This is a genomic window from Polaromonas jejuensis NBRC 106434 (assembly GCF_001598235.1).
In the GTDB taxonomy this organism is placed as follows: Bacteria; Pseudomonadota; Gammaproteobacteria; order Burkholderiales; family Burkholderiaceae_C; genus Polaromonas; species Polaromonas jejuensis.
This window is the reverse complement of the sequence record NZ_BCYO01000006.1, coordinates 144,735-164,957: the sequence shown is the minus strand read 5'-3', so window position 1 is coordinate 164,957 and position 20,223 is coordinate 144,735. Positions and strand designations below refer to the sequence as shown.

The following is a 20,223-nucleotide window of genomic DNA, read 5'->3' as shown; positions in this document are numbered from 1 at the left end:
GATCGCATTTAGCGATCGTCGAACGCGATTATGGCCGCAGGACGGGCCGGGTGAAACAGCGCGAGCACCTGGCGGAAACAAAATATGAGCGCCCCAGGCAGGCGCGGGAGGGCAGAGGGGCTTGCCGGGCTGCGCGCCTTGAAAAACGCTTGCCTGCTCCGCTACAATCGCGGGTTGACCCCACTATGCCTTTTTCAAGCCAGTTCTTGAAGGACTCTCATGACCCAAGCAAGCCAAGCAAGCGTGATCGGTGTGCCGCACGGCGCCTCCGTCGATAAAGATAAAAGAAACTGGATCGTGGCCACATGCGCCGTGGGCGGCGCGGGCGTTGCTGCTGTTGCCGTGCCCTTTGTCAGCACTTTTCAGCCCTCCGAAAAGGCCAAGGCTGCCGGTGCCGCGGTTGAAGTCGATATCTCGAGCATCAAGCCTGGCGAAAAAATGACGGTCGAGTGGCGCGGCAAGCCGGTGTGGATCGTTCGCCGCACCCCCGAGCAACTCGCTTCCCTGCCCAAGGTCGACGCCCTGCTGGCCGACCCCAAGTCCGAGCGCAAGCCGGACGAGCTGACCCCCGCCTACGCCCGCAATGAAAACCGTTCCATCAAGCCCGAAACGCTGGTGGTGGTGGGCATCTGCTCGCACCTGGGCTGCTCGCCTTCCGACAAGTTCCAGCCTGGCGCCCAGCCTTCGCTGCCGGATGATTGGGCCGGCGGTTTCCTGTGCCCCTGCCACGGCTCCACCTTCGACATGGCCGGCCGCGTCTACAAGAACAAGCCCGCACCCGACAATCTGGAAGTGCCACCGCATACCTACCTGTCAGACACGCGGCTGCTGATTGGTGAAGACAAAAAGGCCTGAAGGCGCTTAGTCCCCTGAGCGCCTTCACAAGACCTTGCAGCCAGCGCCCTGATACCCACTGCCGACATTTCCGCATCGTATCGGGCGCTCGCTAAAGAACCCCACCGAACCAGGATCAGTTATGGCTGAATTCAAAGAAATTTCCCCCGATGCCCCGCTCGCTGCCAAGGCGATGAACTGGGTCGACAACCGTTTTCCCGCCACCAAGCTCTACCAAGAGCACATGAGCGAGTACTACGCGCCCAAGAACTTCAACTTCTGGTACATCTTTGGCTCGCTGGCCATGCTGGTGCTGGTGATCCAGATCGTCACCGGCATTTTCCTGACCATGAACTACAAGCCCGATGCCGCGCTGGCCTTCGGTTCGGTCGAGTACATCATGCGCGACGTGCCCTGGGGCTGGCTGATCCGCTACATGCACTCGACGGGCGCCTCGGCCTTCTTTGTGGTGGTCTATCTGCACATGTTCCGCGGCCTGCTCTATGGCAGCTACCGCAAGCCGCGCGAGCTGGTCTGGATCTTCGGCTGTGCGATCTTCCTGTGCCTGATGGCCGAGGCCTTCATGGGCTACCTGCTGCCCTGGGGCCAGATGAGCTACTGGGGCGCCCAGGTGATCGTGAACCTGTTTGCCGCCATTCCTTTCATCGGTCCCGACCTGGCGCTGCTGATTCGCGGCGACTACGTGGTCGGCGACGCCACGCTGAACCGCTTCTTTGCGTTCCACGTGATTGCCGTGCCGCTGGTGCTGCTGGGCCTGGTCGTGGCGCACATCATCGCCTTGCACGAAGTGGGCTCGAACAACCCCGACGGCGTTGAAATCAAGGGACCCAAGGCACCGCGCGATGCCAACGGCCATCCCCTGGACGGCATTCCCTTCCACCCCTACTACACGGTGCACGACATTTTCGGCGTCAGCGTGTTTCTGATGATCTTCTCGGCGATCATCTTCTTTGCGCCCGAGTTTGGCGGCTACTTCCTCGAGTACAACAACTTCATCCCGGCCGACCCGCTGAAAACACCGGCGCATATTGCCCCGGTCTGGTACTTCACACCCTTTTATTCCATGCTGCGTGCCATCACCAGCGAGATGATGTATGCGCTGATCGCCTGCGTGCTGGGCGGTGCGTTGCTGGGTGTGATCAAGGCCAAGGTGGCGGGCCTGTTCAAGGCCATCATCGTCGGCGCTGCCGTGGTGGTGGTGGCCGCCATGCTGGTGACCGATGCCAAGTTCTGGGGCGTGCTCGTGATGGGTGGCGCTGTTGTCATCCTGTTTTTCCTGCCCTGGCTGGACAAGAGCGAAGTCAAATCGATCCGCTACCGTCCGAACTGGAACAAGTACCTGTACATCATCTTCGTGATCAACTTCCTGATCCTCGGCTATCTGGGCGTGCAGCCACCCTCGCCGCTCGGTGAGCGCGTGTCGCAGGTGGGGACGCTGTTCTACTTCGGCTTCTTCCTGCTGATGCCCTGGTGGAGCCGCTTGGGCACCTTCAAGCCTGTTCCTGATCGCGTGATTTTTTCCGCCCACTGAGCTGGAGAACGATAACAATGAAAAAACTGATCCTCGCCCTGATTACAGCGGTTGGCCTGGTGGCCGGTGCGCAGGCTTCGGAAGGCGGCCTGGTCTGGGACAAGGCGCCCAACAAGACCAACGATCTGGCTTCCCTGCAAAATGGCGCCAAGCTGTTTGTCAATTACTGCCTGAACTGCCATTCGGCCGCCTTCATGCGTTTCAACCGCCTGAAAGACATCGGCCTGACCGACCAGCAGATCAAGGACAACCTGCTGTTCACCACCGAAAAAGTGGGAGACACCATGAAGGCCGCGATCGACCCGAAGCAGGCCAAGGACTGGTTTGGCGGCAACCCGCCCGACCTGAGCGTGATCGCGCGCTCGCGTTCCGGCCATGGCACGGGGGCTGATTACCTCTACACCTACCTGCGTACCTACTACCGTGACGACACCAAGGCCACGGGCTGGAACAACCTGGCTTTCCCGAGCGTGGCCATGCCGCATGTGCTGTGGGAACTGCAGGGCGAGCGCAAGCCGGTTTACGCCGAGCAGGAAGAACACGGCCACAAGGTTGAAATCTTCAAGGGGTGGCAGCAAGTAAGCCCTGGCACCATGACGCCGCTGCAGTACGATCAGGCCATGGGTGACCTGGTGAGCTACCTGCAGTGGATGGGCGAGCCGTCCCAGAACTCCCGCGTTCGCGTCGGTGTCTGGGTGCTGCTGTTCCTGCTCGGCCTGACCTTTGCCACCTGGCGCCTGAATGCTGCATTCTGGAAAGACGTCAAGTAATTTTTTCGCCGGGGCAAGGCCCTGGCACCTTCTGGAGTGGATGCCTTCAATGTATCCACTCCTTTGCATTTAGGAGTTCCGAACCATGATGGTCCTTTATTCAGGCACAACCTGCCCTTTTTCGCACCGCTGCCGTTTTGTGCTGTTTGAAAAAGGCATGGATTTCGAGATCCGCGACGTCGACCTGTACAACAAGCCCGAAGACATCAATGTGATGAACCCGTACGGCCAGGTGCCTATCCTGGTCGAGCGCGACCTGATCCTGTACGAGTCCAACATCATCAACGAGTACATCGACGAGCGTTTCCCGCATCCGCAACTCATGCCCGGCGACCCGGTCGACCGTGCACGCGTTCGCCTGTTCCTGCTGAACTTTGAGAAAGAACTCTTTGTTCATGTCAGCACGCTGGAATCGCGCGCTTCCAAGGGCAACGAGAAGGCGCTGGAAAAAGCCCGCTCCCACATCCGTGACCGCCTGACGCAGTTGGCACCGATTTTTCTGAAGAACAAGTTCATGCTGGGCGACAACTTCTCCATGCTCGACGTGGCGATCGCCCCCTTGCTCTGGCGCCTGGACTATTACGACATCGACCTGTCGAAGAACGCGGCCCCGCTGCTCAAGTACGCCGAGCGCATCTTTTCGCGCCCCGCCTACATTGAAGCGCTGACGCCCTCCGAAAAGGTCATGCGCAAGTAATTGCCGCATCATGTCACTTGTTTGAATTCATGAACGCGCTGGATCCCACGTCAACGCGCCCGTACCTGATACGGGCACTGTACGAATGGTGCACCGACAACGGCTTCACGCCCTACGTGGCCGTGTCGGTGGATAACACCGTGCAGGTGCCGCGCGAGTACGTGAAGAACAACGAGATCGTCCTCAATATCAGTTTTGACGCGACCAGTTCGCTGAAGCTGGGCAACGAGTTCATCGAGTTCAAGGCGCGTTTTGCCGGCAGTGCCCGCGAGATCATCGTGCCGATCAGCCATGTGATTGCCATCTACGCCCGTGAAAACGGCCAGGGCATGGCGTTTCCCATGGGGATGCCTGCAACGGGGGCGGCATCCGGCGCTGCCGCCGGGACCGATGCTGGACTGGATACGCCGGCCCTCCCTGCGCCTGCGCCATCATCCGGCTCCACGGACGGGCCGGAAGGCAAGATCATGCAACTGGTGCCCGAGAGCATCCCCGGCGCTGGCGAGGAGGGCTCCGATGCTCCGGAGCCTCCCGAGCCGCAGCCGCCCCGCACGCGGCCGTCCCTCAAGCGAGTGAAGTAAAATAAGATTTGTGCCGCTTTAGCTCAGTTGGTAGAGCAACCGCCTTGTAAGCGGTAGGTCGTCAGTTCGATTCCGACAAGCGGCACCACCCCTCAGAATTTCATCGAAATTCTTCTCTCGCCCTCGCAGAATGGGCGCAGTCTGCTACAAATTTGGTAGTGACAAAGAAACAAACCAACGAAAAAATAGGCGCGCCTTCGCTCGCGGCCGACGACTACCTTTTTGCCATCAATATCTTCAGGCGAATTGAGGTAACCTTCCAACCTTTGCCGAGAAGGCGGGTCTGGATGAGCGGAATCAGTTGCCGGATTTTTGCCGCGGCTGCATTGCCGCTGACCAGCAGGCACCAGCTCTCGCCTTCTATCGGTCCGGCCTTGACGGCGGCGCGCAGGGCTTGCGGGAGCAAGGGTTCGATGGCCTTGAGCCGGTCATTGGACTCCCGGACCAGCTCGGTCAATCGAGCCAGCGACGGAGAGTTCTCCGCCGCCTGATGGACGCTGAGGGCCTGAGGAAGGCGCCGGGTTGTATTCAAGGTGGGTCAGGCCTGGCCGGTTGAGCGCAAGCTATTAAAGAGGTGGACAAGTGCATTTGATTATCACGGATGCGTGGCTGGCGAAAAGCCGGGCCATCTATTTAAGCGGCACAAAGCTGGTTCTGGCTGGTTTCGTGGCTGCCTTGGCACTGATGCTGGTGGCCGCGGGCCTTTACCACTGGGTGTTTCTCAAGGGCGCCCGCGAAGGCTGGCCGGTGATTGGGGCACTGGTGAAGCTGGTGGTCAAGGACGAATTTGACCAACGCGACCGCTTTCTGCGCGAGAACCTCGACATGATGGCCAGGCGGGTCGGCGAAATGCAGGCCAAGATGATGCAGCTCGAAGCGCTCGGTGAGCGGGTGTCGGGCCTGGCCGGCGTCAACCCCAACGACATCAAGGCCACGGCCGGCCGCGGCGGCGCGCTGGTGGCGGGCCCTTCGCTCACCATGGAAGAGCTGCAGGCCACCCTGGCCGACCTGGACAAGCTGACCGATCAGCGGGTTGATTTGATGACGGTGATGGAGTCGCGCCTCTTTGACCAGAAGATCAGGAAAATGATGGTGCCGACCCAGGAGCCGGTGGCCGGCGGCAATCTCGGCTCGCCCTTTGGCTGGCGCATTGACCCGATGAACGGGCGGTCGGCACTGCACACCGGGCTGGATTTTCCGTCGGAGCCAGGCACTGGCATCCTGGCAGCTGCCGGCGGCGTGGTCGTGACGCAGGAATACCACCCGGCCTACGGCAACATGGTGGAAGTGGATCACGGCAATGAACTGATCACGCGTTATGCGCATGCGTCGCGCGTGCTGGTCAAGAAGGGCGATCTGGTCAAACGCGGCCAGAAAATTGCCGAGGTCGGTACGACCGGCCGCTCCACCGGCCCGCATCTGCACTTCGAGGTATTGGTGCAGGGCGTGTTTCAGGACCCCCAGAAATTCCTGACGGCCGGGCAGAAGCTGCCCAAACCAAGCCTGGTCGCAGCGGCCCCGCCGCCGCGTCCCGCGCCAGCCTTGCAGCAAGTACGCGCCAACTAGGATCGAGTCTCGTCTTCACCAGGCCATGGCCCCGAAACCGCGGGCCATGGCGGCCATGATTCTGTGCCTATTTGGCCGACGGCTGTTTCAATGCCTCAGTTGTTTTGACGCGAACAGGTCCAGGCCGTCGGTCGGCGTTAAAATCCAAAGTTTGCGCACAGTTGAACTCACTGATAGCGCCTATACCTAGGTTCCGTACTCAATAAGGGATTTCGGCCGTATTGCCAGCTCAAGGGAGCGGCCAAGGCGGCCCCGCATTTATGGCTTCCAACATCCTGACCAAAATTTTCGGCAGCCGCAACGACAGGCTGCTCAAAATCTACCGTAAAACCGTAGACCAAATCAATGCGCTGGAAACCCAGTACGAGAAGCTTGACGACGACCAGTTGCGCGCCAAGACCCTGGAGTTCAAGGGGCGCGTTGCCGCCGGCGAGGAACTGGATGCGATTCTTCCTGAAGCCTTTGCGGTGGTGCGGGAGGGCAGCAAACGCGTCATGAAGATGCGCCACTTCGATGTGCAACTGCTGGGCGGCATGGCGCTGCACAACGGCAAGATTTCCGAAATGCGCACCGGTGAAGGCAAGACCCTGACCGCGACGCTGCCGGTTTACCTCAATGCATTGACCGGCAAGGGCGTGCATGTGGTGACGGTCAATGATTACCTGGCCAATCGCGATGCCCGCTGGATGGGCAAGCTCTACAACTACCTGGGCCTGACGGTGGGCATCAATTTGCCCAATATGTCGCGCGAGGAAAAACAGGCGGCCTACAACGCCGACATCACCTACGGTACCAACAACGAGTACGGTTTCGACTACCTGCGCGACAACATGGTGTACGAGATAGCCGATCGCGTTCAGCGTGGCCTCAATTACGCCATCGTCGACGAGGTGGACTCGATCCTGATTGACGAGGCGCGCACGCCGCTGATCATCAGCGGCCAGGCCGAAGACCACACCGAGATGTACCTGACGATGAACAAGGTGGTGCCCTTGTTGACGCGCCAGGAAGGCGAGGCCGATCCCCGCACCGGCGAGGGTGTCACCAAGCCTGGCGACTACACCATCGACGAGAAAACCCAGCAGGTGTTCCTGACGGAACAGGGCCACGAGAATGCCGAACGCATCCTGTTCAATCTTGGAATGATTGCGGAAGGGGCCACGCTTTACGATCCGGCCAACATCTCCCTGATGCATCACCTGTACGCGGCGCTGCGTGCCAATCTGCTGTACCACCGTGACCAGCACTATGTGGTGCAGCAGGGCGAGAACGGTGGCGAGGTCGTGATTGTCGATGAGTTCACCGGCCGCCTGATGTCGGGCCGCCGCTGGAGTGATGGCCTGCACCAGGCCGTGGAAGCCAAGGAAGGCGTGCAGATCCAGGCTGAAAACCAGACCCTGGCATCCATCACCTTCCAGAATTATTTCCGCCTCTACTGCAAGCTGGCCGGCATGACCGGCACGGCGGACACCGAAGCCTACGAGTTCCAGGAGATCTACGGGCTGGAAACCACGGTGATTCCGCCCAACAAGGTCAGCCGGCGCGACGACCAGCTGGACCGCGTCTACAAAACCACGCGTGAAAAGTACGAAGCCGCCATCAAGGACATCCGCGAGTGCCACGAGCGTGGCCAGCCGGTGCTGGTCGGGACCACCTCGATCGAGAACTCCGAAATCATCGACCAGCTGCTGCTCAAGGAAAATCTGCCGCACCAGGTGCTCAATGCCAAGCAGCATGCCCGCGAGGCCGACATCGTGGCCCAGGCCGGGCGCCCCAAGATGATCACCATTGCCACCAACATGGCCGGTCGCGGAACCGACATCGTGCTGGGCGGCAACGTTGAAAAACTGATTGAGGCGGTTGAGGCGGACGAGTCGCTGGATGCCGCTGTGAAAGAAGCTGAAATTGCCCGCTTGCGTACCCAGTGGCAGCAGGAGCATGAGCAGGTCACGGGGCTGGGCGGTTTGCGCATCATCGCGACCGAGCGCCACGAGTCACGCCGCATCGACAACCAGCTGCGCGGCCGTTCGGGCCGCCAGGGTGACCCCGGGTCATCGCGTTTTTACCTGAGCCTGGACGATCCCCTGATGCGCATCTTTGCGGGCGACCGCGTCAAGTCCATCATGGAGCGGCTGAAGATGCCCGATGGCGAGGCCATCGAAGCCGGCATCGTGACACGCAGCATCGAATCGGCGCAGCGCAAGGTGGAGGCACGCAACTTCGACATTCGCAAGCAGCTGCTTGAATACGACGATGTGGCCAATGACCAGCGCAAGGTGATTTACCAGCAGCGCAACGACATCATGGATGCCGGCAGCCTGCAGGAGCAGATCAAATCCCTGCGCGAAGGTTGTTTCACCGATCTGACGCGCCAGTATGTCCCCGTTGAAAGCGTCGAAGAGCAATGGGATGTCGCGGGCCTTGAAAAAGTGCTGCGTGAGGAGTGGCAGATCGAATTGCCTTTGGCCAAGGAGCTCGAGGCGGCCGCGGCCATCACCGACGAAGACATGCTGGAGAAAGTCATTGCGGCTGCCGATGCGACATTTGCCGACAAGGTCGAAAAAATCGGCCAGGAAAACTTCACCCAGTTTGAGCGCATCGTGCTGCTGCAAACCATTGACAGCCAATGGCGTGAACACCTGAGCGCACTGGACTATTTGCGCCAGGGCATTCATTTGCGCGGCTATGCGCAAAAGCAGCCCAAGCAGGAGTACAAGCGCGAAGCCTTCGAGCTGTTTGGCCAGTTGCTCGACAGCGTGAAAAACGAAGTCACCAAAGTGCTGATGACGGTCAAGATCCAGTCGGGCGAGCAGCTGGATCAGGCCGCCGAAGCCATGGAAGACCGGGCGGAAAATATCGCCAACGTGACCTACACCGCACCGACCGAAACCGGCGGGGTCGAGACCACGGTGGATGAGGAGTCGCAAAGGCGGGCTCGCTCGGTGCCGGGTTCCGCTCGGCCGCGCGTGGGCCGCAACGACCCTTGCCCCTGCGGCTCGGGTAAAAAGTACAAGCTTTGCCACGGCCGGCTGAGCTGAGTTTCTTTTCACCTGACCATTTGTTGACGTCACCCCCTGGTTTTCTGGAGTCAAGAACATGCCTGTCAATCTGGTCGCCACGCCTGCCGCGGACCTTTACCCTGTGCCCGGCGTGCGCTGGGGCATTGCCGAAGCCGGCATACGCAAGGCGAATCGCAAAGACCTCGCCGTGCTGCTGCTGGATGAGGGGGCCTCGGTAGGCGCTGTTTTCACCCAGAACCGGTTTTGTGCCGCGCCCGTGCAAATCTGCCGTGAGCATCTGGCGAAGAACGCCGGCCAGAGCCTGGGCATTCGGGCCATGCTGATCAACACCGGTAACGCCAATGCCGGCACCGGCGAGGATGGATTGAACCGCGCACAGGCCAGCTGCATTGCGCTGGCGCGCGAGCTCAATCTTTCGCCCGAGCAAATCCTGCCTTTTTCAACGGGTGTGATCATGGAGCCCCTGCCCAATGAGCGCATCGCCGCAGGACTTCCGGCTGCGCTGGCAGATGCCAGGGCCGACAACTGGGCCAACGCCGCCGAAGCCATCATGACCACGGACACCGTGGCCAAGGCATTTTCCACCCGCATCACCTTGGGCGGTGCCACGGTCACCATCACCGGCATCAGCAAGGGCGCCGGCATGATCCGGCCCAATATGGCGACCATGCTGGGCTTCATGGCGACCGATGCCTGCGTGTCGCAGCCGCTCATGGCGCAGCTGGCCAGGGAGTTGGCCGAGGGCTCTTTCAACCGTGTCACCGTCGACGGCGACACCTCCACCAACGACTCTTTTGTGGTCGTGGCCACCCACCAGGCCAAACACCCGCCCGTGACGTCGCTGGACAGCCCGGACGGTCAGGCCCTGCGTGCCGCCATGCTGGGTATCGCGCAAAAACTGGCGCAGGCCATCGTGCGCGATGGCGAAGGCGCCACCAAGTTCATGACCATTCGGGTCGAAGGCGGGAAGACGGGCGAGGAGTGCCGCCAGGTGGCTTATGCGATCGCCCATTCGCCGCTGGTCAAGACGGCTTTTTTTGCCAGCGACCCGAATCTGGGCCGCATCCTGGCCGCGGTCGGCTACGCCGGCATAGCCGACCTGGACCAGACGAAAATTGATTTATATCTGGATGATGTGCTGGTGGCCAAAAACGGTGGCCGGCATGTCGACTACATCGAGGCCGATGGCCAGCGTGTGATGAAGCAAAGCGAGATCACGGTGCGCGTGTTACTGGGCCGGGGTCAGACCAGCGACACGGTCTGGACCTGCGACCTCTCCTACGACTACGTCAAGATCAACGCCGACTACCGCAGCTAAGCCATGAACGAGCAATTTGAACGCCTGATGGCACGGGCAGAGTCGCTGATCACGCGCATTGAATCCGTCTTGCCGCAACCCCTGTCGGCACCCGACTGGACGGCGTCCGTCGCCTACCGTTATCGCAAACGCAGCTCGGGCCACGGCGCGCTGGAGCCCGTCAAGCACATTGGCAGCATGCGCCTGACCGATCTGAAAGAGATCAACGACCAGAAGGAAAAAATCCGGCGCAACACCGAGCAGTTTGTGAATGGCAAGCCCGCCAACAATGTGCTGCTGACGGGCGCGCGTGGCACCGGAAAATCGTCGCTGATCAAGGCCTGCCTGAATGAATACGCGCCCCGGGGCCTGCGGCTGATTGAGGTGGACAAGGTCGATCTGACCGACCTGCCGGATATCGTGGATGTGGTCTCTGGCCTGCCGGAGAAATTCGTTATTTTTTGCGATGACCTCAGCTTCGAGGAAGGCGAGCCCGGCTACAAGGCGCTCAAGTCCATTCTGGATGGCTCGGTCGCCGCGGCTACGCCGAACGTGCTGATTTACGCCACCAGCAACCGGCGCCATCTGTTGCCCGAGTACATGACCGAGAACCTGACCTATACCCACTCCGAGGATGGCGAAGTTCACCCGGGTGAGGTGGTCGAGGAAAAGATTTCGCTGTCCGAGCGCTTTGGCCTGTGGGTGAGCTTTTACCCCTTCAGCCAGGACGAGTACCTGAGCATCGTGGCGCAGTGGCTGTCGTCCTTTGGCATCGATGCGCAGGCCATAGCGGCGGCGCGGCCGGCATCGCTGGTGTGGGCGCTGGAGCGCGGTTCGCGCAGCGGCCGTGTGGCTTATCAGTTTGCGCGTGACTACGCGGGCCAGAATTCGGAGCTCCAGGGCCTATGAGCGCTCCGGTTCTGGTGGCCCATGCCGACCGGCCTCGCGAGGGCGGGACGGACCGCGAAGTTGTGGATGTGGCGGTCGGCGTGCTGGTGCGGCCAGGGGGCGATTTTCTGCTGACCTCACGACCTCATGGCAAGGTCTATGAAGGCTACTGGGAATTCCCTGGCGGCAAGCTGGAGCGGGGCGAGAGCGTCGAGGAGGCGCTGCGCCGCGAGCTGCTGGAAGAAATCGGCATCACCATAGGCGCCGTTCATCCCTGGAAAGTGGAGATGGTGGATTACCCGCATGCGCTGGTGCGGCTCAACTTCTGCAAGGTCTTTGAATGGACGGGTGAGTTGCAGATGCACGAAGGTCAGTCCTTTGCCTGGCAAAGCCTGCCGGTCCAGGTGCAGCCGATTTTGCCCGGCACGATCCCGGTACTCACGTGGTTTGCGCGGGAGCGCGCGTTTTCAGGCGCTACCTTTTCGCCAGCTTCACTGCCGACGCGTCTGCCATAACCGTTTTTACGGCGGAGGCGCCGGCTCCCCATGCATGGCCGCCTCGTCAAGATGGCATCGCCCACGCCTGGCATTTTCGCGTGCGTTGGCTGTAAAGCCGGCCTGGCCGGGCGGCATGGCGCGCAGCTACACTCAAGGTTCGGCTGGCACTGCACAGGCAATTCCTCATGACCCTGTACCAAAGTCTTTTCATCATTGGCCTCCTGATTGTGGCCAGCGCCTTTTTTTCCGTTTCCGAGATTTCACTCGCGGCCTCACGCCGACTTCGCTTGCGCCAGATGGCCGATGATGGTGACGCGCGCGCTGAACGCGTGCTGCGCGTCCAGGAGCAGCCGGGCGACTATTTCACGGTGGTGCAAATCGGGCAGAATGCTGTCGCCATTCTGGGCGGCGTCGTCGGCGAAGGCGTTCTAAGCCCGAACTTCAGCGCTTTTTTTGGCCTGTGGCTGGGCGAGGCCGCTGCCCAGACGGCCGGGTTTCTCAGCTCGTTCCTGATCGTCACTTCGCTGTTCATCCTGTTTTCCGATCTGTTTCCCAAACGCCTGGGCATGGCCACGCCCGAACGCCTGGCCATGCACGTGTCGCAGCCCATGGCCATCTGCATGACCATGCTGCGCCCCTTGGTATGGTTTTACAGCCGCTGCGCAGACGCCCTGTTCCGCCTCTTCGGCCTGTCCTCGCTGCGGGATGACCGCATTACCTCCGACGACATCCTCGCCATGATGGAGGCCGGCGCCATCGCCGGTGTGCTGGCCGCGCGCGAGCAGCAGGTGATCACGAATGTGTTTGAACTTGACACGCGCACCGTGGGCAGTGCCATGTCGCCGCGAGATCGCATTGCGTTCTTCCTGCGCGACGAACCGGACTCCGTGATCCGGCTGCGCATTGCGGCCGAGCCGTTTTCAACCTACCCGGTGTGCGAGGGCGATATCGACCATGTCGTTGGCTACGTCGATGCCAAAGATCTGTTCCAGCGCGTGCTCAACAATCAACCCATTTCACTGGCCGACGACAGCCTGGTTCGCAAGGTGCTGATCGTGCCCGACCGGTTGACGCTGTCCGAAGTGCTGGAGCAGTTTCGTCAGGTGCATGAAGACTTCGCGGTCATCGTCAACGAATACAGTTTGGTGGTCGGCGTGGTCACGCTCAATGATGTGATGAGCACCGTGATGGGCGATTTGGTATCCCCGTTCGATGAGGAGCAGATTGTGCGGCGCGACGAGAACTCCTGGTTGATTGATGGCGTGACGCCCATCGAGCTGGTGTTGCGCGCGCTCGCGCTAGACCACCTGCCTCACGCCGAAGAATACGAGACGCTGGCCGGTTTTCTGATGGTGATGCTGCGCCGCGTGCCCCGGCGCACCGACAGCGTGATCTGGGGCGGCTACAAGTTTGAGGTGCTCGACGTTGACAGCTACCGTATTGACCAGGTCATGGTGTCGCGCATTTCCGAGAGCGCTGCTGCCGCCGCCGTGACAGCTGCCTGAATACCGCCGGTGGCAGCCAGCGCCTGTGAGACTGTCTGATCTGGCTGGAAGGGCCTGGTCAGGCTTGGTCGAACCGGATAGACGGCCGGATCAACAAGTCTGTTCAGCCCGCAGCGCGGCCATCAAACAGCCAGTTGCGCTGCGCCGCAAACACCGCTTCCGGGTAGGGCGCTCGGCCGCGACTGCCGTTGTAGCGCCCCAGGCCCATGAACAGGTCGCCGCGTTCCCGGTCCAGGTAGTGGCGAAGGATCACGCAGCCGAAGCGCAAATTGGTCTGCATGTGAAACAGCTTGCCGGCATCGCCATCGCCAATCAGGCGTGTCCAGAAGGGCATGACCTGCATGTAGCCACGAGCGCCCACGCTGCTCACGGCGAACTTGCGGAAATTGCTTTCGACCTGGATCAGGCCCAGCACCAGCGTGGTGTCGAGGCCGGCACGCTTGCTTTCGTACCAGACGGTTTGCAGAAATTCCTTGCGGATTTGCCACTCCGGTTTCTTCTTCCTGAGGCGCTCGCTCATGGCGCCCAGCCAGCGCAGGTAGGCCAGCCGGCTTTCGGTGTCCTTGAACTCGGGGAGCGGCGGCGCCTGGTTGGCCACGGCCGAGCTCAGTGCCGTGCGCACGGCATCCATCAGCGGCTCTTCGACCTGTGCGCCGGCGCTGGCTTGCTCTGAAAATAATAGCGGAATGCACCCGGCAGATAGGGACTGCAGGCACTTTCTTCTTGAAATTTTCGCCGCAGTCGCTGGCGCCAGGAGGCCGGGCGCCGGCTGTGTCATGAGGCAGTCGGGCGGCGTCATGCCAGCTTAGAGTGCCAGTTTACCCTTGAGGAAATCGAACACGCCGGCAGCGTCGACCTTGCTGGACTCCGAATCACGGCGATGCTGGTATTCGATATGGCCCTCTTTCAAGCCGCGGTCGCCAATGGTGATGCGGTGCGGCACACCGATCAGCTCCCAGTCCGCAAACATGGCGCCGGGACGCTCGCCGCGGTCATCCAGGATCACGTCCACGCCAGCCGCGAGCAACTGCTCGTAGAGCCTATCGGCGGCGGCCTTGACCTCCGGGAAGCGATCGGGCGTGATGGGGCACAGCACCACCGTAAATGGCGCAATGGCGTCGGGCCAGATGATGCCGCGCTCGTCATGGTTTTGCTCAATCGCGGCGGCTGGCAGGCGCGTGATGCCAATGCCGTAGCAGCCCATCTCCATGAATTGCGGCTTGCCGTTTTCGCCCAGGAAGGTGGCATTCATGGCCTGGCTGTATTTGGTGCCGAGGTAGAACACATGGCCGACCTCGATGCCGCGTTCAATCGCCAGTGCACCCTTGCCGTCGGGGGAAGGGTCGCCCGCCACCACGTTGCGAAGGTCGGCCACCAGTTCGGGCTCGGGCAGGTCGCGTCCCCAGTTGACACCGGTGGTGTGAAAGTCCTCTTCGTTGGCGCCGCAGACCCAGTCGGCCATTGCGGCTACCTCGCGGTCTACCACCAGCTTGACCGGCTTTTTCAGGTCCAGCGGCCCCAGGTAGCCGGGTTGGCAGCCAAAGTGGTCTTCAATTTCAGGCAGGGTCGCAAAGCGGAACGCCGCCAGGCCGGGCACCTTGCCGACCTTGACTTCATTCATGTCATGGTCGCCGCGCAGCAGCAGCAGCCAGACCTGGGTTTTGACCACTTCACCGGCCTCGTTGGTCTGGTCGGTGGCCAGCACCAGCGACTTGACGGTGGTTTGCAGCGGGATGCCCAGCAGCTCGGCCACATCGGCGCAGGTGGCCTTGCCCGGGGTTGCGGTTTTGGCCATGGCTTGCGACGCGGCAGGGCGGGGGCCGGCGGGCGCCAGGGCTTCGGCCTTTTCCATGTTGGCGGCGTAGTCGCTGCCGGGGCAATAGACGATGGCGTCCTCGCCGGTGGCGGCGATCACCTGGAACTCCTCGCTCAAATCGCCGCCGATGGCGCCGCTGTCCGCGGCCACGGCGCGGTAGGTCAGGCCAAAGCGGTCAAAAATCCGGCGGTAGGCCTGCGCCATGACTTGGTAGCTGGCCTTGGCGCCGGCCTGGTCGCGGTCAAAGCTGTAGGCGTCCTTCATGGTGAACTCGCGCCCGCGCATCAGGCCGAAGCGCGGCCGGCGTTCGTCGCGGAACTTGGTCTGGATCTGGTACAGGTTTTTGGGCAGCTGCTTGTAGCTCTTGATGTCCTGGCGCATCACGTCGGTGATGACTTCCTCGCTGGTCGGCTGGACCACGAAATCGCGGCCATGGCGGTCCTTGATGCGCAGCAGTTCGGCGCCCATTTTTTCAAAGCGGCCGGTTTCCTGCCAGTACTCGGCTGGCTGGATCACCGGCATGGTCATTTCTATCGCGCCGGCGCGGTTCATTTCCTCGCGGACAATCGCCTCGACCTTGCGGATCACGCGCAGGCCCATGGGCATGTAGCTGTAAATGCCGGCGCCCAGTTTCTTGATCATGCCGGCTCGCATCATGAGCTGGTGGCTGACGACTTCTGCGTCGGCAGGCGCTTCCTTGAGGGTGGAAATGAAGAACTGGGAGGCTTTCATGGGCTATTTTTCTGCGTTTGGGGACTGGAGTCGTGCTGTGCGCTTGGCTCAGGGGCCTTCGCTGTGCATAATGGACTCAGTTTAAAAAATTTGAGGTTTGATTATGCTTGACCGGGACGGCTTTAGGCCCAACGTCGGCATCATCTTGCTCAACCAGAGAAGTCAGGTATTTTGGGGCAAACGTATCCGTACCCACTCGTGGCAGTTTCCGCAGGGTGGCATTGATCGGGGCGAAAATCCCGAGCAGGCCATGTTCCGCGAGCTGCATGAGGAAGTGGGGCTGATGCCGCAACATGTGCAGGTGATTGCCCGTACCCGGGACTGGTTGCGCTATGAGGTGCCTGACCGGTTTATCCGCCGCGATGCGCGTGGACATTACAAAGGCCAGAAACAGATCTGGTTCCTGCTGCAACTGGTCGGTCACGACTGGGATTTGAACCTGCGCGCAACAGACCACCCCGAGTTTGACGCCTGGCGCTGGAACGACTATTGGGTGCCGCTCGATGTGGTCGTGGAATTCAAGCGCGGCGTCTATGAGCTGGCCCTGACGGAGCTGGCGCGCTTTGTGCCTCGGTTTGACACCCGCCCCGACCATCGCAACCGCTATTTGCGCAGCGGCCTGCACCAGCGCGATCAGGCGGTCTGCCAGCTCGGCGAAGCCGGCCCCCGGCCGGCGAATGCGCCGGCGCGCCCCTACATGCCCAGAATGGGCGCGTCCTTTGAGCTGCCCCCTGGCGCCACCTTTGAACCTGATCCGCAAACCGGCCTGGATGCGGATCCCCGGATGACCAAAACATGAATTTCAAACCGGCTTTTGCCGTTTCCCTGGCGCTTTTGCTCGGTGTGAGCAGCTCGGTCTGGGCCCAGCCTGCGGGGGATGACCCCGAGTGGACGGAGGCTGAAGTCCCTCCGCCACCGGCCTTCGATGTCGGCAAGCTGATTTTGCTGGACGCGTCGCCCAATTCGTCGCTGACCTTTGGCGTCGATCCGGCAAGCATTCACATTTCCAGCCGCGACGGTATCGTGCGCTATGTGATGGTGGCCAGCAGTGCGAGTGGCGCCAGAAATGTGATGTACGAAGGCATACGCTGCGCGACAGGGGAGTTCAAGACCTATGCCCGTTATTCACCGGAGGGCCACTGGAATGCGGTGAGCAATCCCGAGTGGCGCTCCATGTATGGCAACATGCCGTCCAAACATGCCTTGCGCTTTGCCAAGGCGGGTGCGTGTGACAATGCCGCGCCGGCGACGTCGGTCCAGAGCCTGGTCAAGCGACTGAAAAGCCCGAATTCGGGAACGGCGTATTAAGGAGGCTGGCGCTCCCGCGGCGTGACGGCCTAGCGGCTGAGGACCAGGTTGGTCCGGTGCACCATTTCGGGCTCGCCGGTGTAGCCCAGCAATTTTTCGAATTCCGACGAGGCTTTGCGGCAGATCAGCCGGGCTTCGGCACTCGAATAATTGGCCAGGCCGCGTGCAATTTCCACGCCGCCGGTGTCCAGGACGGCAATCACGTCGCCGCGCGAAAAATCGCCCTCCACCCTCGTCATGCCAATGGGCAGCAGGCTCTTGCCTTCGCCCTGCAGCTTGCTCACAGCGCCTGCATCCACGGTGACCGAGCCGCGCATTTGCAGGTGATCGGCCATCCATTGCTTGCGGGCCTGCATCTTTTGGGTTTGCGCCACCAGCAGCGTGCCGATAGGCTCACCCTGGGTCAGGCGGATCAGCGCCTGGGATTCGCGGCCCCAGGCAATGACCGTGGAGGCGCCTGAGCCCGCGGCGCGTTTTGCGGCCAGGATCTTGGTGATCATGCCGCCCTTGCCGATGCTCGAACCCGCGCCGCCGGCCATGGTTTCCAGGGCCGCATCGCCGGCTTTGGCTTCGTGCACAAACTGGGCCGCCGGGTCCTTGCGCGGATCGGCGGTGTACAGGCCCTTCTGGTCGGTCAGGATGACCAGGGCGTCGGCTTCGACCAGATTGGCCACCAGCGCGCCCAGGGTGTCGTTGTCGCCGAACTTGATCTCGTCGTTGACCACGGTGTCGTTCTCGTTGATGACCGGCACCACGCCGAGTTGCAGCAAGGTCAGCAGGGTAGAGCGGGCATTGAGGTAGCGCTCGCGGTCGGCCAGGTCGGCGTGCGTGAGCAGCACCTGCGCGCTGCCAATGCCGTTTTCGCGTAATTTGGTTTCGTAGACCTGCGCCAGTCCCATCTGGCCCACGGCGGCGGCGGCCTGCAACTCATGGATGGCTTTGGGGCGGGCGGTCCAGCCAAGGCGTTTCATGCCCTCGGCGATGGCGCCGCTGCTGACCATGATCACCTCGCGTCCGTCCTTGACGAGGGCGGCCAGCTGCTCGCACCATTGGCCGATGGCGGCGGCATCCAGCCCGCGGCCTTCGTTGGTCACCAGGCTGGAGCCCACCTTGACCACAATGCGCTTGGCGTTGCGCAGAACAGGGGAGCCGGTCATTTCTTGCATTTTCTGTACTTTTTAGGCTCTAGCCCAATGAATACGTGCGCAGGTAGCTATTTTTTATATAGCAAACACCGTTGCGCGGTTTACCGGGGGAATTAACCGGAAACTGGCGGTTCAGGTGGCAGCTCGGCAAATCGCGGATCGATTTCTTCCACGGGCTGCTCGCTTTTTTGCACCACCTGGACATGCTGGTAAATCGCCTTGACCAGATGTTCGCAGCCTTCCCGGGTGAGTGCCGAGATTTCGAACACCGGGCCCTTGAACTTGAAGCGCTTGACGAAATCCTTGACGACGGCAGCGCGCTTGTCAGCATCCACCATGTCGAGTTTGTTGAGCACCAGCCAGCGGGGCTTTTGGTACAGCGCCTCGTCGTACTTTTTGAGCTCGCCCACAATGGCCTTGGCCTGGGCGACCGGGTCCACGCCCTCGTCAAAGGGGGCCAGGTCCACGATGTGCAGCAGCAGGCGGGTGCGCTGCAGGTGCCGCAAAAAGAGGTGCCCCAGGCCCGCGCCTTCGGAGGCGCCTTCGATCAGGCCGGGCAGGTCGGCGATCACAAAGCTTTGTTCGGGACCGACGCGCACCACCCCCAGGTTGGGGTGCAGGGTGGTGAACGGGTAGTCGGCAATGCGCGGCCGGGCGTTGGAAACCGCCGAAATGAAGGTGGATTTGCCGGCGTTGGGCATGCCCAGCAGGCCCACGTCGGCCAGCACTTTCAGCTCCAGCTTGATGCTCTTGCGCTCGCCGGGCCAGCCCGGAGTCTTGCTGCGCGGCGCGCGGTTGGTGGAGCTCTTGAAGCGCAAATTGCCAAAACCACCGTCGCCGCCCTTGGCAATCAGAACCTGTTCACCGGGCACCAGCAGTTCATAGAGAACTTCGCCGGTCTCGGCGTCGGTCAGGATGGTTCCGACGGGCATTTTGAGGATGATGTCATCGCCCTTGGCGCCAAACATGTCGGAGCCCATGCCGTGCTCGCCGTTGCGCGCTTCATGGCGACGCGAAAACCGGAAATCCACCAGGGTGTTCAGGTTGACGTCTGCCACCGCATAAACATGGCCGCCACGCCCGCCATCACCGCCGTTCGGCCCGCCGAATTCCTTGTATTTTTCGTGACGGAATGAGACGCAGCCACTCCCGCCATCGCCAGCGGCAATGTCAATATAAGCTTCGTCAACAAATTTCATGATGGGATGGGGGTAAGGGTAGAGCGGTGTAGTCGCGGCGCCCGAAGATAGTTTACAAACAAAAAAGCCCCGACGGGTCGGGGCTTCGATGCCATCGAAGTGATCAGCTTACGCCGGCGTCACGTCGACGGTGTGCTTGTTCAGCGCACCCTTGAAGGAAAACGACACTGCGCCGTCAACCAGTGCAAACAAGGTGTGGTCTTTGCCGATGCCGACATTGACGCCTGGGTGGAACTTGGTGCCGCGCTGGCGAACAATGATGCTGCCTGCGTTGATGACTTCGCCGCCAAATTTCTTGACGCCCAGCATTTTGGGCTGTGAATCACGCCCGTTTCGCGTAGAGCCGCCGCCTTTTTTCTGTGCCATTTTTCGTTACTCCTGGTACTTAACTGCTTAACCGGCTTTAACCAGCAATAGCGCCGATTTGCAGTTCAGTGAAGTTCTGCCGGTGACCCTGGCGTTTCTGATAGTGCTTGCGACGGCGCATTTTGAAAATGCGCACTTTGTCGTGCCTGCCGTGAGCCACGACAGTGACTGTGACAGTTGCGCCGGACACCAAGGGCGTACCAACCTTGATCGAGCTGCCTTCTCCGACAGCCAATACCTGGTCAATAACGATCTCTTGGCCTACGTCCGCAGCAATCTGTTCTACTTTAATTTTTTCTCCAGCAGCAACCTTGTATTGTTTGCCACCGGTTTTTATGACCGCGTACATGTGAGACCTCGTTTGTGAGTTCTGCGGACGGATTTCCACAGAGCCCAATATTCTAGCACGATGGGCTGAAAATGACCAGCCGGGCGGTTTTGCGCGGTATC

Annotated in this window: 20 protein-coding genes and 1 tRNA gene; 14 read left to right on the top strand and 7 right to left on the bottom strand. The window is 61.1% G+C overall.

The window, feature by feature from the left end; all coding sequences use genetic code 11:
* Window positions 1–219 precede the first annotated feature (219 nt).
* The 6 genes from petA (at window position 220) to PJE01S_RS09735 (ending at window position 4,522) form a co-directional block, all read left to right on the top strand.
* The gene (gene petA, locus PJE01S_RS09760; protein WP_068833223.1) at window positions 220–855 is read left to right on the top strand and encodes a ubiquinol-cytochrome c reductase iron-sulfur subunit; all 636 of its coding nucleotides are present in this window, start codon (window positions 220–222) and stop codon (window positions 853–855) included.
* 121 nt (window positions 856–976) lie between these two features.
* On the top strand, window positions 977–2,386 hold the full coding sequence (locus PJE01S_RS09755; RefSeq protein ID WP_068833221.1) for a cytochrome b: 1,410 nt from the start codon (window positions 977–979) through the stop codon (window positions 2,384–2,386).
* Between the two features lie 17 nt (window positions 2,387–2,403).
* Complete coding sequence (locus PJE01S_RS09750; RefSeq protein ID WP_068833219.1) at window positions 2,404–3,156, top strand: cytochrome c1; 753 nt, start codon at window positions 2,404–2,406, stop codon at window positions 3,154–3,156.
* An 85-nt stretch (window positions 3,157–3,241) separates the two neighbouring features.
* Entirely contained in the window at window positions 3,242–3,853 is a 612-nt protein-coding gene (locus tag PJE01S_RS09745; RefSeq protein WP_007868077.1) for a glutathione S-transferase N-terminal domain-containing protein, read from the top strand.
* 29 nt (window positions 3,854–3,882) lie between these two features.
* Window positions 3,883–4,434 carry a ClpXP protease specificity-enhancing factor gene (locus PJE01S_RS09740; protein ID WP_068833436.1) on the top strand — a complete coding sequence of 184 codons (552 nt, stop codon included), beginning with the start codon at window positions 3,883–3,885 and terminating at the stop codon, window positions 4,432–4,434.
* A gap of 12 nt (window positions 4,435–4,446) precedes the next feature.
* Window positions 4,447–4,522 (top strand) — tRNA-Thr (locus PJE01S_RS09735).
* A 126-nt stretch (window positions 4,523–4,648) separates the two neighbouring features.
* On the opposite strand, the gene PJE01S_RS09730 is transcribed toward PJE01S_RS09735, so the two are convergent.
* Window positions 4,649–4,966 (bottom strand): hypothetical protein, encoded by a 318-nt coding sequence (locus PJE01S_RS09730; RefSeq protein ID WP_068833218.1) that lies wholly within the window; start codon window positions 4,964–4,966, stop codon window positions 4,649–4,651.
* 50 nt (window positions 4,967–5,016) lie between these two features.
* Here PJE01S_RS09730 and PJE01S_RS09725 point away from each other — a divergent pair, with 50 nt between their 5' ends.
* The 6 genes from PJE01S_RS09725 (at window position 5,017) to paeA (ending at window position 13,207) form a co-directional block, all read left to right on the top strand.
* A complete protein-coding gene (locus PJE01S_RS09725; RefSeq protein WP_068833216.1) occupies window positions 5,017–6,000 on the top strand; it encodes a M23 family metallopeptidase in 984 nt (327 codons plus the stop codon).
* 260 nt (window positions 6,001–6,260) lie between these two features.
* Window positions 6,261–9,038: a preprotein translocase subunit SecA gene (gene secA / locus PJE01S_RS09720; protein ID WP_068833215.1), complete on the top strand. Its 2,778-nt coding sequence runs from the start codon at window positions 6,261–6,263 to the stop codon at window positions 9,036–9,038.
* 58 nt (window positions 9,039–9,096) lie between these two features.
* On the top strand, window positions 9,097–10,338 hold the full coding sequence (argJ, locus tag PJE01S_RS09715) for a bifunctional glutamate N-acetyltransferase/amino-acid acetyltransferase ArgJ (protein WP_068833213.1): 1,242 nt from the start codon (window positions 9,097–9,099) through the stop codon (window positions 10,336–10,338).
* A 3-nt stretch (window positions 10,339–10,341) separates the two neighbouring features.
* Window positions 10,342–11,226, top strand: a complete 885-nt coding sequence (locus PJE01S_RS09710) for an ATP-binding protein (protein ID WP_068833212.1) — start codon at window positions 10,342–10,344, stop codon at window positions 11,224–11,226.
* Entirely contained in the window at window positions 11,223–11,720 is a 498-nt protein-coding gene (locus PJE01S_RS09705; protein WP_068833210.1) for an NUDIX domain-containing protein, read from the top strand. Before PJE01S_RS09710 ends, PJE01S_RS09705 begins: the two co-directional genes overlap by 4 nt.
* A gap of 167 nt (window positions 11,721–11,887) precedes the next feature.
* The gene (gene paeA / locus PJE01S_RS09700; protein ID WP_068833209.1) at window positions 11,888–13,207 is read left to right on the top strand and encodes a polyamine export protein PaeA; all 1,320 of its coding nucleotides are present in this window, start codon (window positions 11,888–11,890) and stop codon (window positions 13,205–13,207) included.
* 103 nt (window positions 13,208–13,310) lie between these two features.
* Here paeA and PJE01S_RS09695 read toward each other — a convergent pair whose 3' ends face one another.
* On the bottom strand, window positions 13,311–13,985 hold the full coding sequence (locus tag PJE01S_RS09695) for a lytic transglycosylase domain-containing protein (protein ID WP_068833434.1): 675 nt from the start codon (window positions 13,983–13,985) through the stop codon (window positions 13,311–13,313).
* A 27-nt stretch (window positions 13,986–14,012) separates the two neighbouring features.
* The gene (locus PJE01S_RS09690; RefSeq protein WP_068833208.1) at window positions 14,013–15,755 is read right to left on the bottom strand and encodes a proline--tRNA ligase; all 1,743 of its coding nucleotides are present in this window, start codon (window positions 15,753–15,755) and stop codon (window positions 14,013–14,015) included.
* Between the two features lie 103 nt (window positions 15,756–15,858).
* Between PJE01S_RS09690 and PJE01S_RS09685 the strand changes: the two genes are divergently transcribed.
* Both PJE01S_RS09685 and PJE01S_RS09680 read left to right on the top strand, forming a co-directional pair.
* Window positions 15,859–16,554 (top strand): RNA pyrophosphohydrolase, encoded by a 696-nt coding sequence (locus PJE01S_RS09685; RefSeq protein WP_068833206.1) that lies wholly within the window; start codon window positions 15,859–15,861, stop codon window positions 16,552–16,554.
* Window positions 16,551–17,063, top strand: a complete 513-nt coding sequence (locus PJE01S_RS09680) for a CNP1-like family protein (RefSeq protein ID WP_068833204.1) — start codon at window positions 16,551–16,553, stop codon at window positions 17,061–17,063. The genes PJE01S_RS09685 and PJE01S_RS09680 overlap by 4 nt, the downstream gene beginning before the upstream one ends.
* Window positions 17,064–17,092: 29 nt before the next feature.
* On the opposite strand, the gene proB is transcribed toward PJE01S_RS09680, so the two are convergent.
* The 4 genes from proB to rplU form a co-directional block, all read right to left on the bottom strand.
* Window positions 17,093–18,229, bottom strand: coding sequence for a glutamate 5-kinase (gene proB, locus PJE01S_RS09675; RefSeq protein ID WP_068833202.1), 1,137 nt, complete (start codon window positions 18,227–18,229; stop codon window positions 17,093–17,095).
* Between the two features lie 92 nt (window positions 18,230–18,321).
* Window positions 18,322–19,407 (bottom strand): Obg family GTPase CgtA, encoded by a 1,086-nt coding sequence (gene cgtA, locus PJE01S_RS09670; RefSeq protein WP_068833200.1) that lies wholly within the window; start codon window positions 19,405–19,407, stop codon window positions 18,322–18,324.
* 108 nt (window positions 19,408–19,515) lie between these two features.
* Window positions 19,516–19,773: a 50S ribosomal protein L27 gene (rpmA, locus tag PJE01S_RS09665; protein ID WP_068833198.1), complete on the bottom strand. Its 258-nt coding sequence runs from the start codon at window positions 19,771–19,773 to the stop codon at window positions 19,516–19,518.
* Window positions 19,774–19,810: 37 nt separating this feature from the next.
* Complete coding sequence (gene rplU / locus PJE01S_RS09660) at window positions 19,811–20,122, bottom strand: 50S ribosomal protein L21 (protein ID WP_068833196.1); 312 nt, start codon at window positions 20,120–20,122, stop codon at window positions 19,811–19,813.
* Window positions 20,123–20,223: the final 101 nt, after the last annotated feature.

Excerpts from the sequence above, each read along its gene's own strand:
- petA (WP_068833223.1), top strand. The coding sequence starts at position 220 with ATGACCCAAGCAAGCCAAGCAAGCGTGATCGGTGTGCCGCACGGCGCC.
- PJE01S_RS09755 (WP_068833221.1), top strand. The coding sequence starts at position 977 with ATGGCTGAATTCAAAGAAATTTCCCCCGATGCCCCGCTCGCTGCCAAG.
- PJE01S_RS09750 (WP_068833219.1), top strand. The coding sequence starts at position 2,404 with ATGAAAAAACTGATCCTCGCCCTGATTACAGCGGTTGGCCTGGTGGCC.
- PJE01S_RS09745 (WP_007868077.1), top strand. The coding sequence starts at position 3,242 with ATGATGGTCCTTTATTCAGGCACAACCTGCCCTTTTTCGCACCGCTGC.
- PJE01S_RS09740 (WP_068833436.1), top strand. The coding sequence starts at position 3,883 with ATGAACGCGCTGGATCCCACGTCAACGCGCCCGTACCTGATACGGGCA.
- secA (WP_068833215.1), top strand. The coding sequence starts at position 6,261 with ATGGCTTCCAACATCCTGACCAAAATTTTCGGCAGCCGCAACGACAGG.
- argJ (WP_068833213.1), top strand. The coding sequence starts at position 9,097 with ATGCCTGTCAATCTGGTCGCCACGCCTGCCGCGGACCTTTACCCTGTG.
- PJE01S_RS09710 (WP_068833212.1), top strand. The coding sequence starts at position 10,342 with ATGAACGAGCAATTTGAACGCCTGATGGCACGGGCAGAGTCGCTGATC.
- PJE01S_RS09705 (WP_068833210.1), top strand. The coding sequence starts at position 11,223 with ATGAGCGCTCCGGTTCTGGTGGCCCATGCCGACCGGCCTCGCGAGGGC.
- paeA (WP_068833209.1), top strand. The coding sequence starts at position 11,888 with ATGACCCTGTACCAAAGTCTTTTCATCATTGGCCTCCTGATTGTGGCC.
- PJE01S_RS09695 (WP_068833434.1), bottom strand. The coding sequence starts at position 13,985 with ATGACACAGCCGGCGCCCGGCCTCCTGGCGCCAGCGACTGCGGCGAAA.
- PJE01S_RS09690 (WP_068833208.1), bottom strand. The coding sequence starts at position 15,755 with ATGAAAGCCTCCCAGTTCTTCATTTCCACCCTCAAGGAAGCGCCTGCC.
- PJE01S_RS09685 (WP_068833206.1), top strand. The coding sequence starts at position 15,859 with ATGCTTGACCGGGACGGCTTTAGGCCCAACGTCGGCATCATCTTGCTC.
- PJE01S_RS09680 (WP_068833204.1), top strand. The coding sequence starts at position 16,551 with ATGAATTTCAAACCGGCTTTTGCCGTTTCCCTGGCGCTTTTGCTCGGT.
- proB (WP_068833202.1), bottom strand. The coding sequence starts at position 18,229 with ATGCAAGAAATGACCGGCTCCCCTGTTCTGCGCAACGCCAAGCGCATT.
- cgtA (WP_068833200.1), bottom strand. The coding sequence starts at position 19,407 with ATGAAATTTGTTGACGAAGCTTATATTGACATTGCCGCTGGCGATGGC.
- rpmA (WP_068833198.1), bottom strand. The coding sequence starts at position 19,773 with ATGGCACAGAAAAAAGGCGGCGGCTCTACGCGAAACGGGCGTGATTCA.
- rplU (WP_068833196.1), bottom strand. The coding sequence starts at position 20,122 with ATGTACGCGGTCATAAAAACCGGTGGCAAACAATACAAGGTTGCTGCT.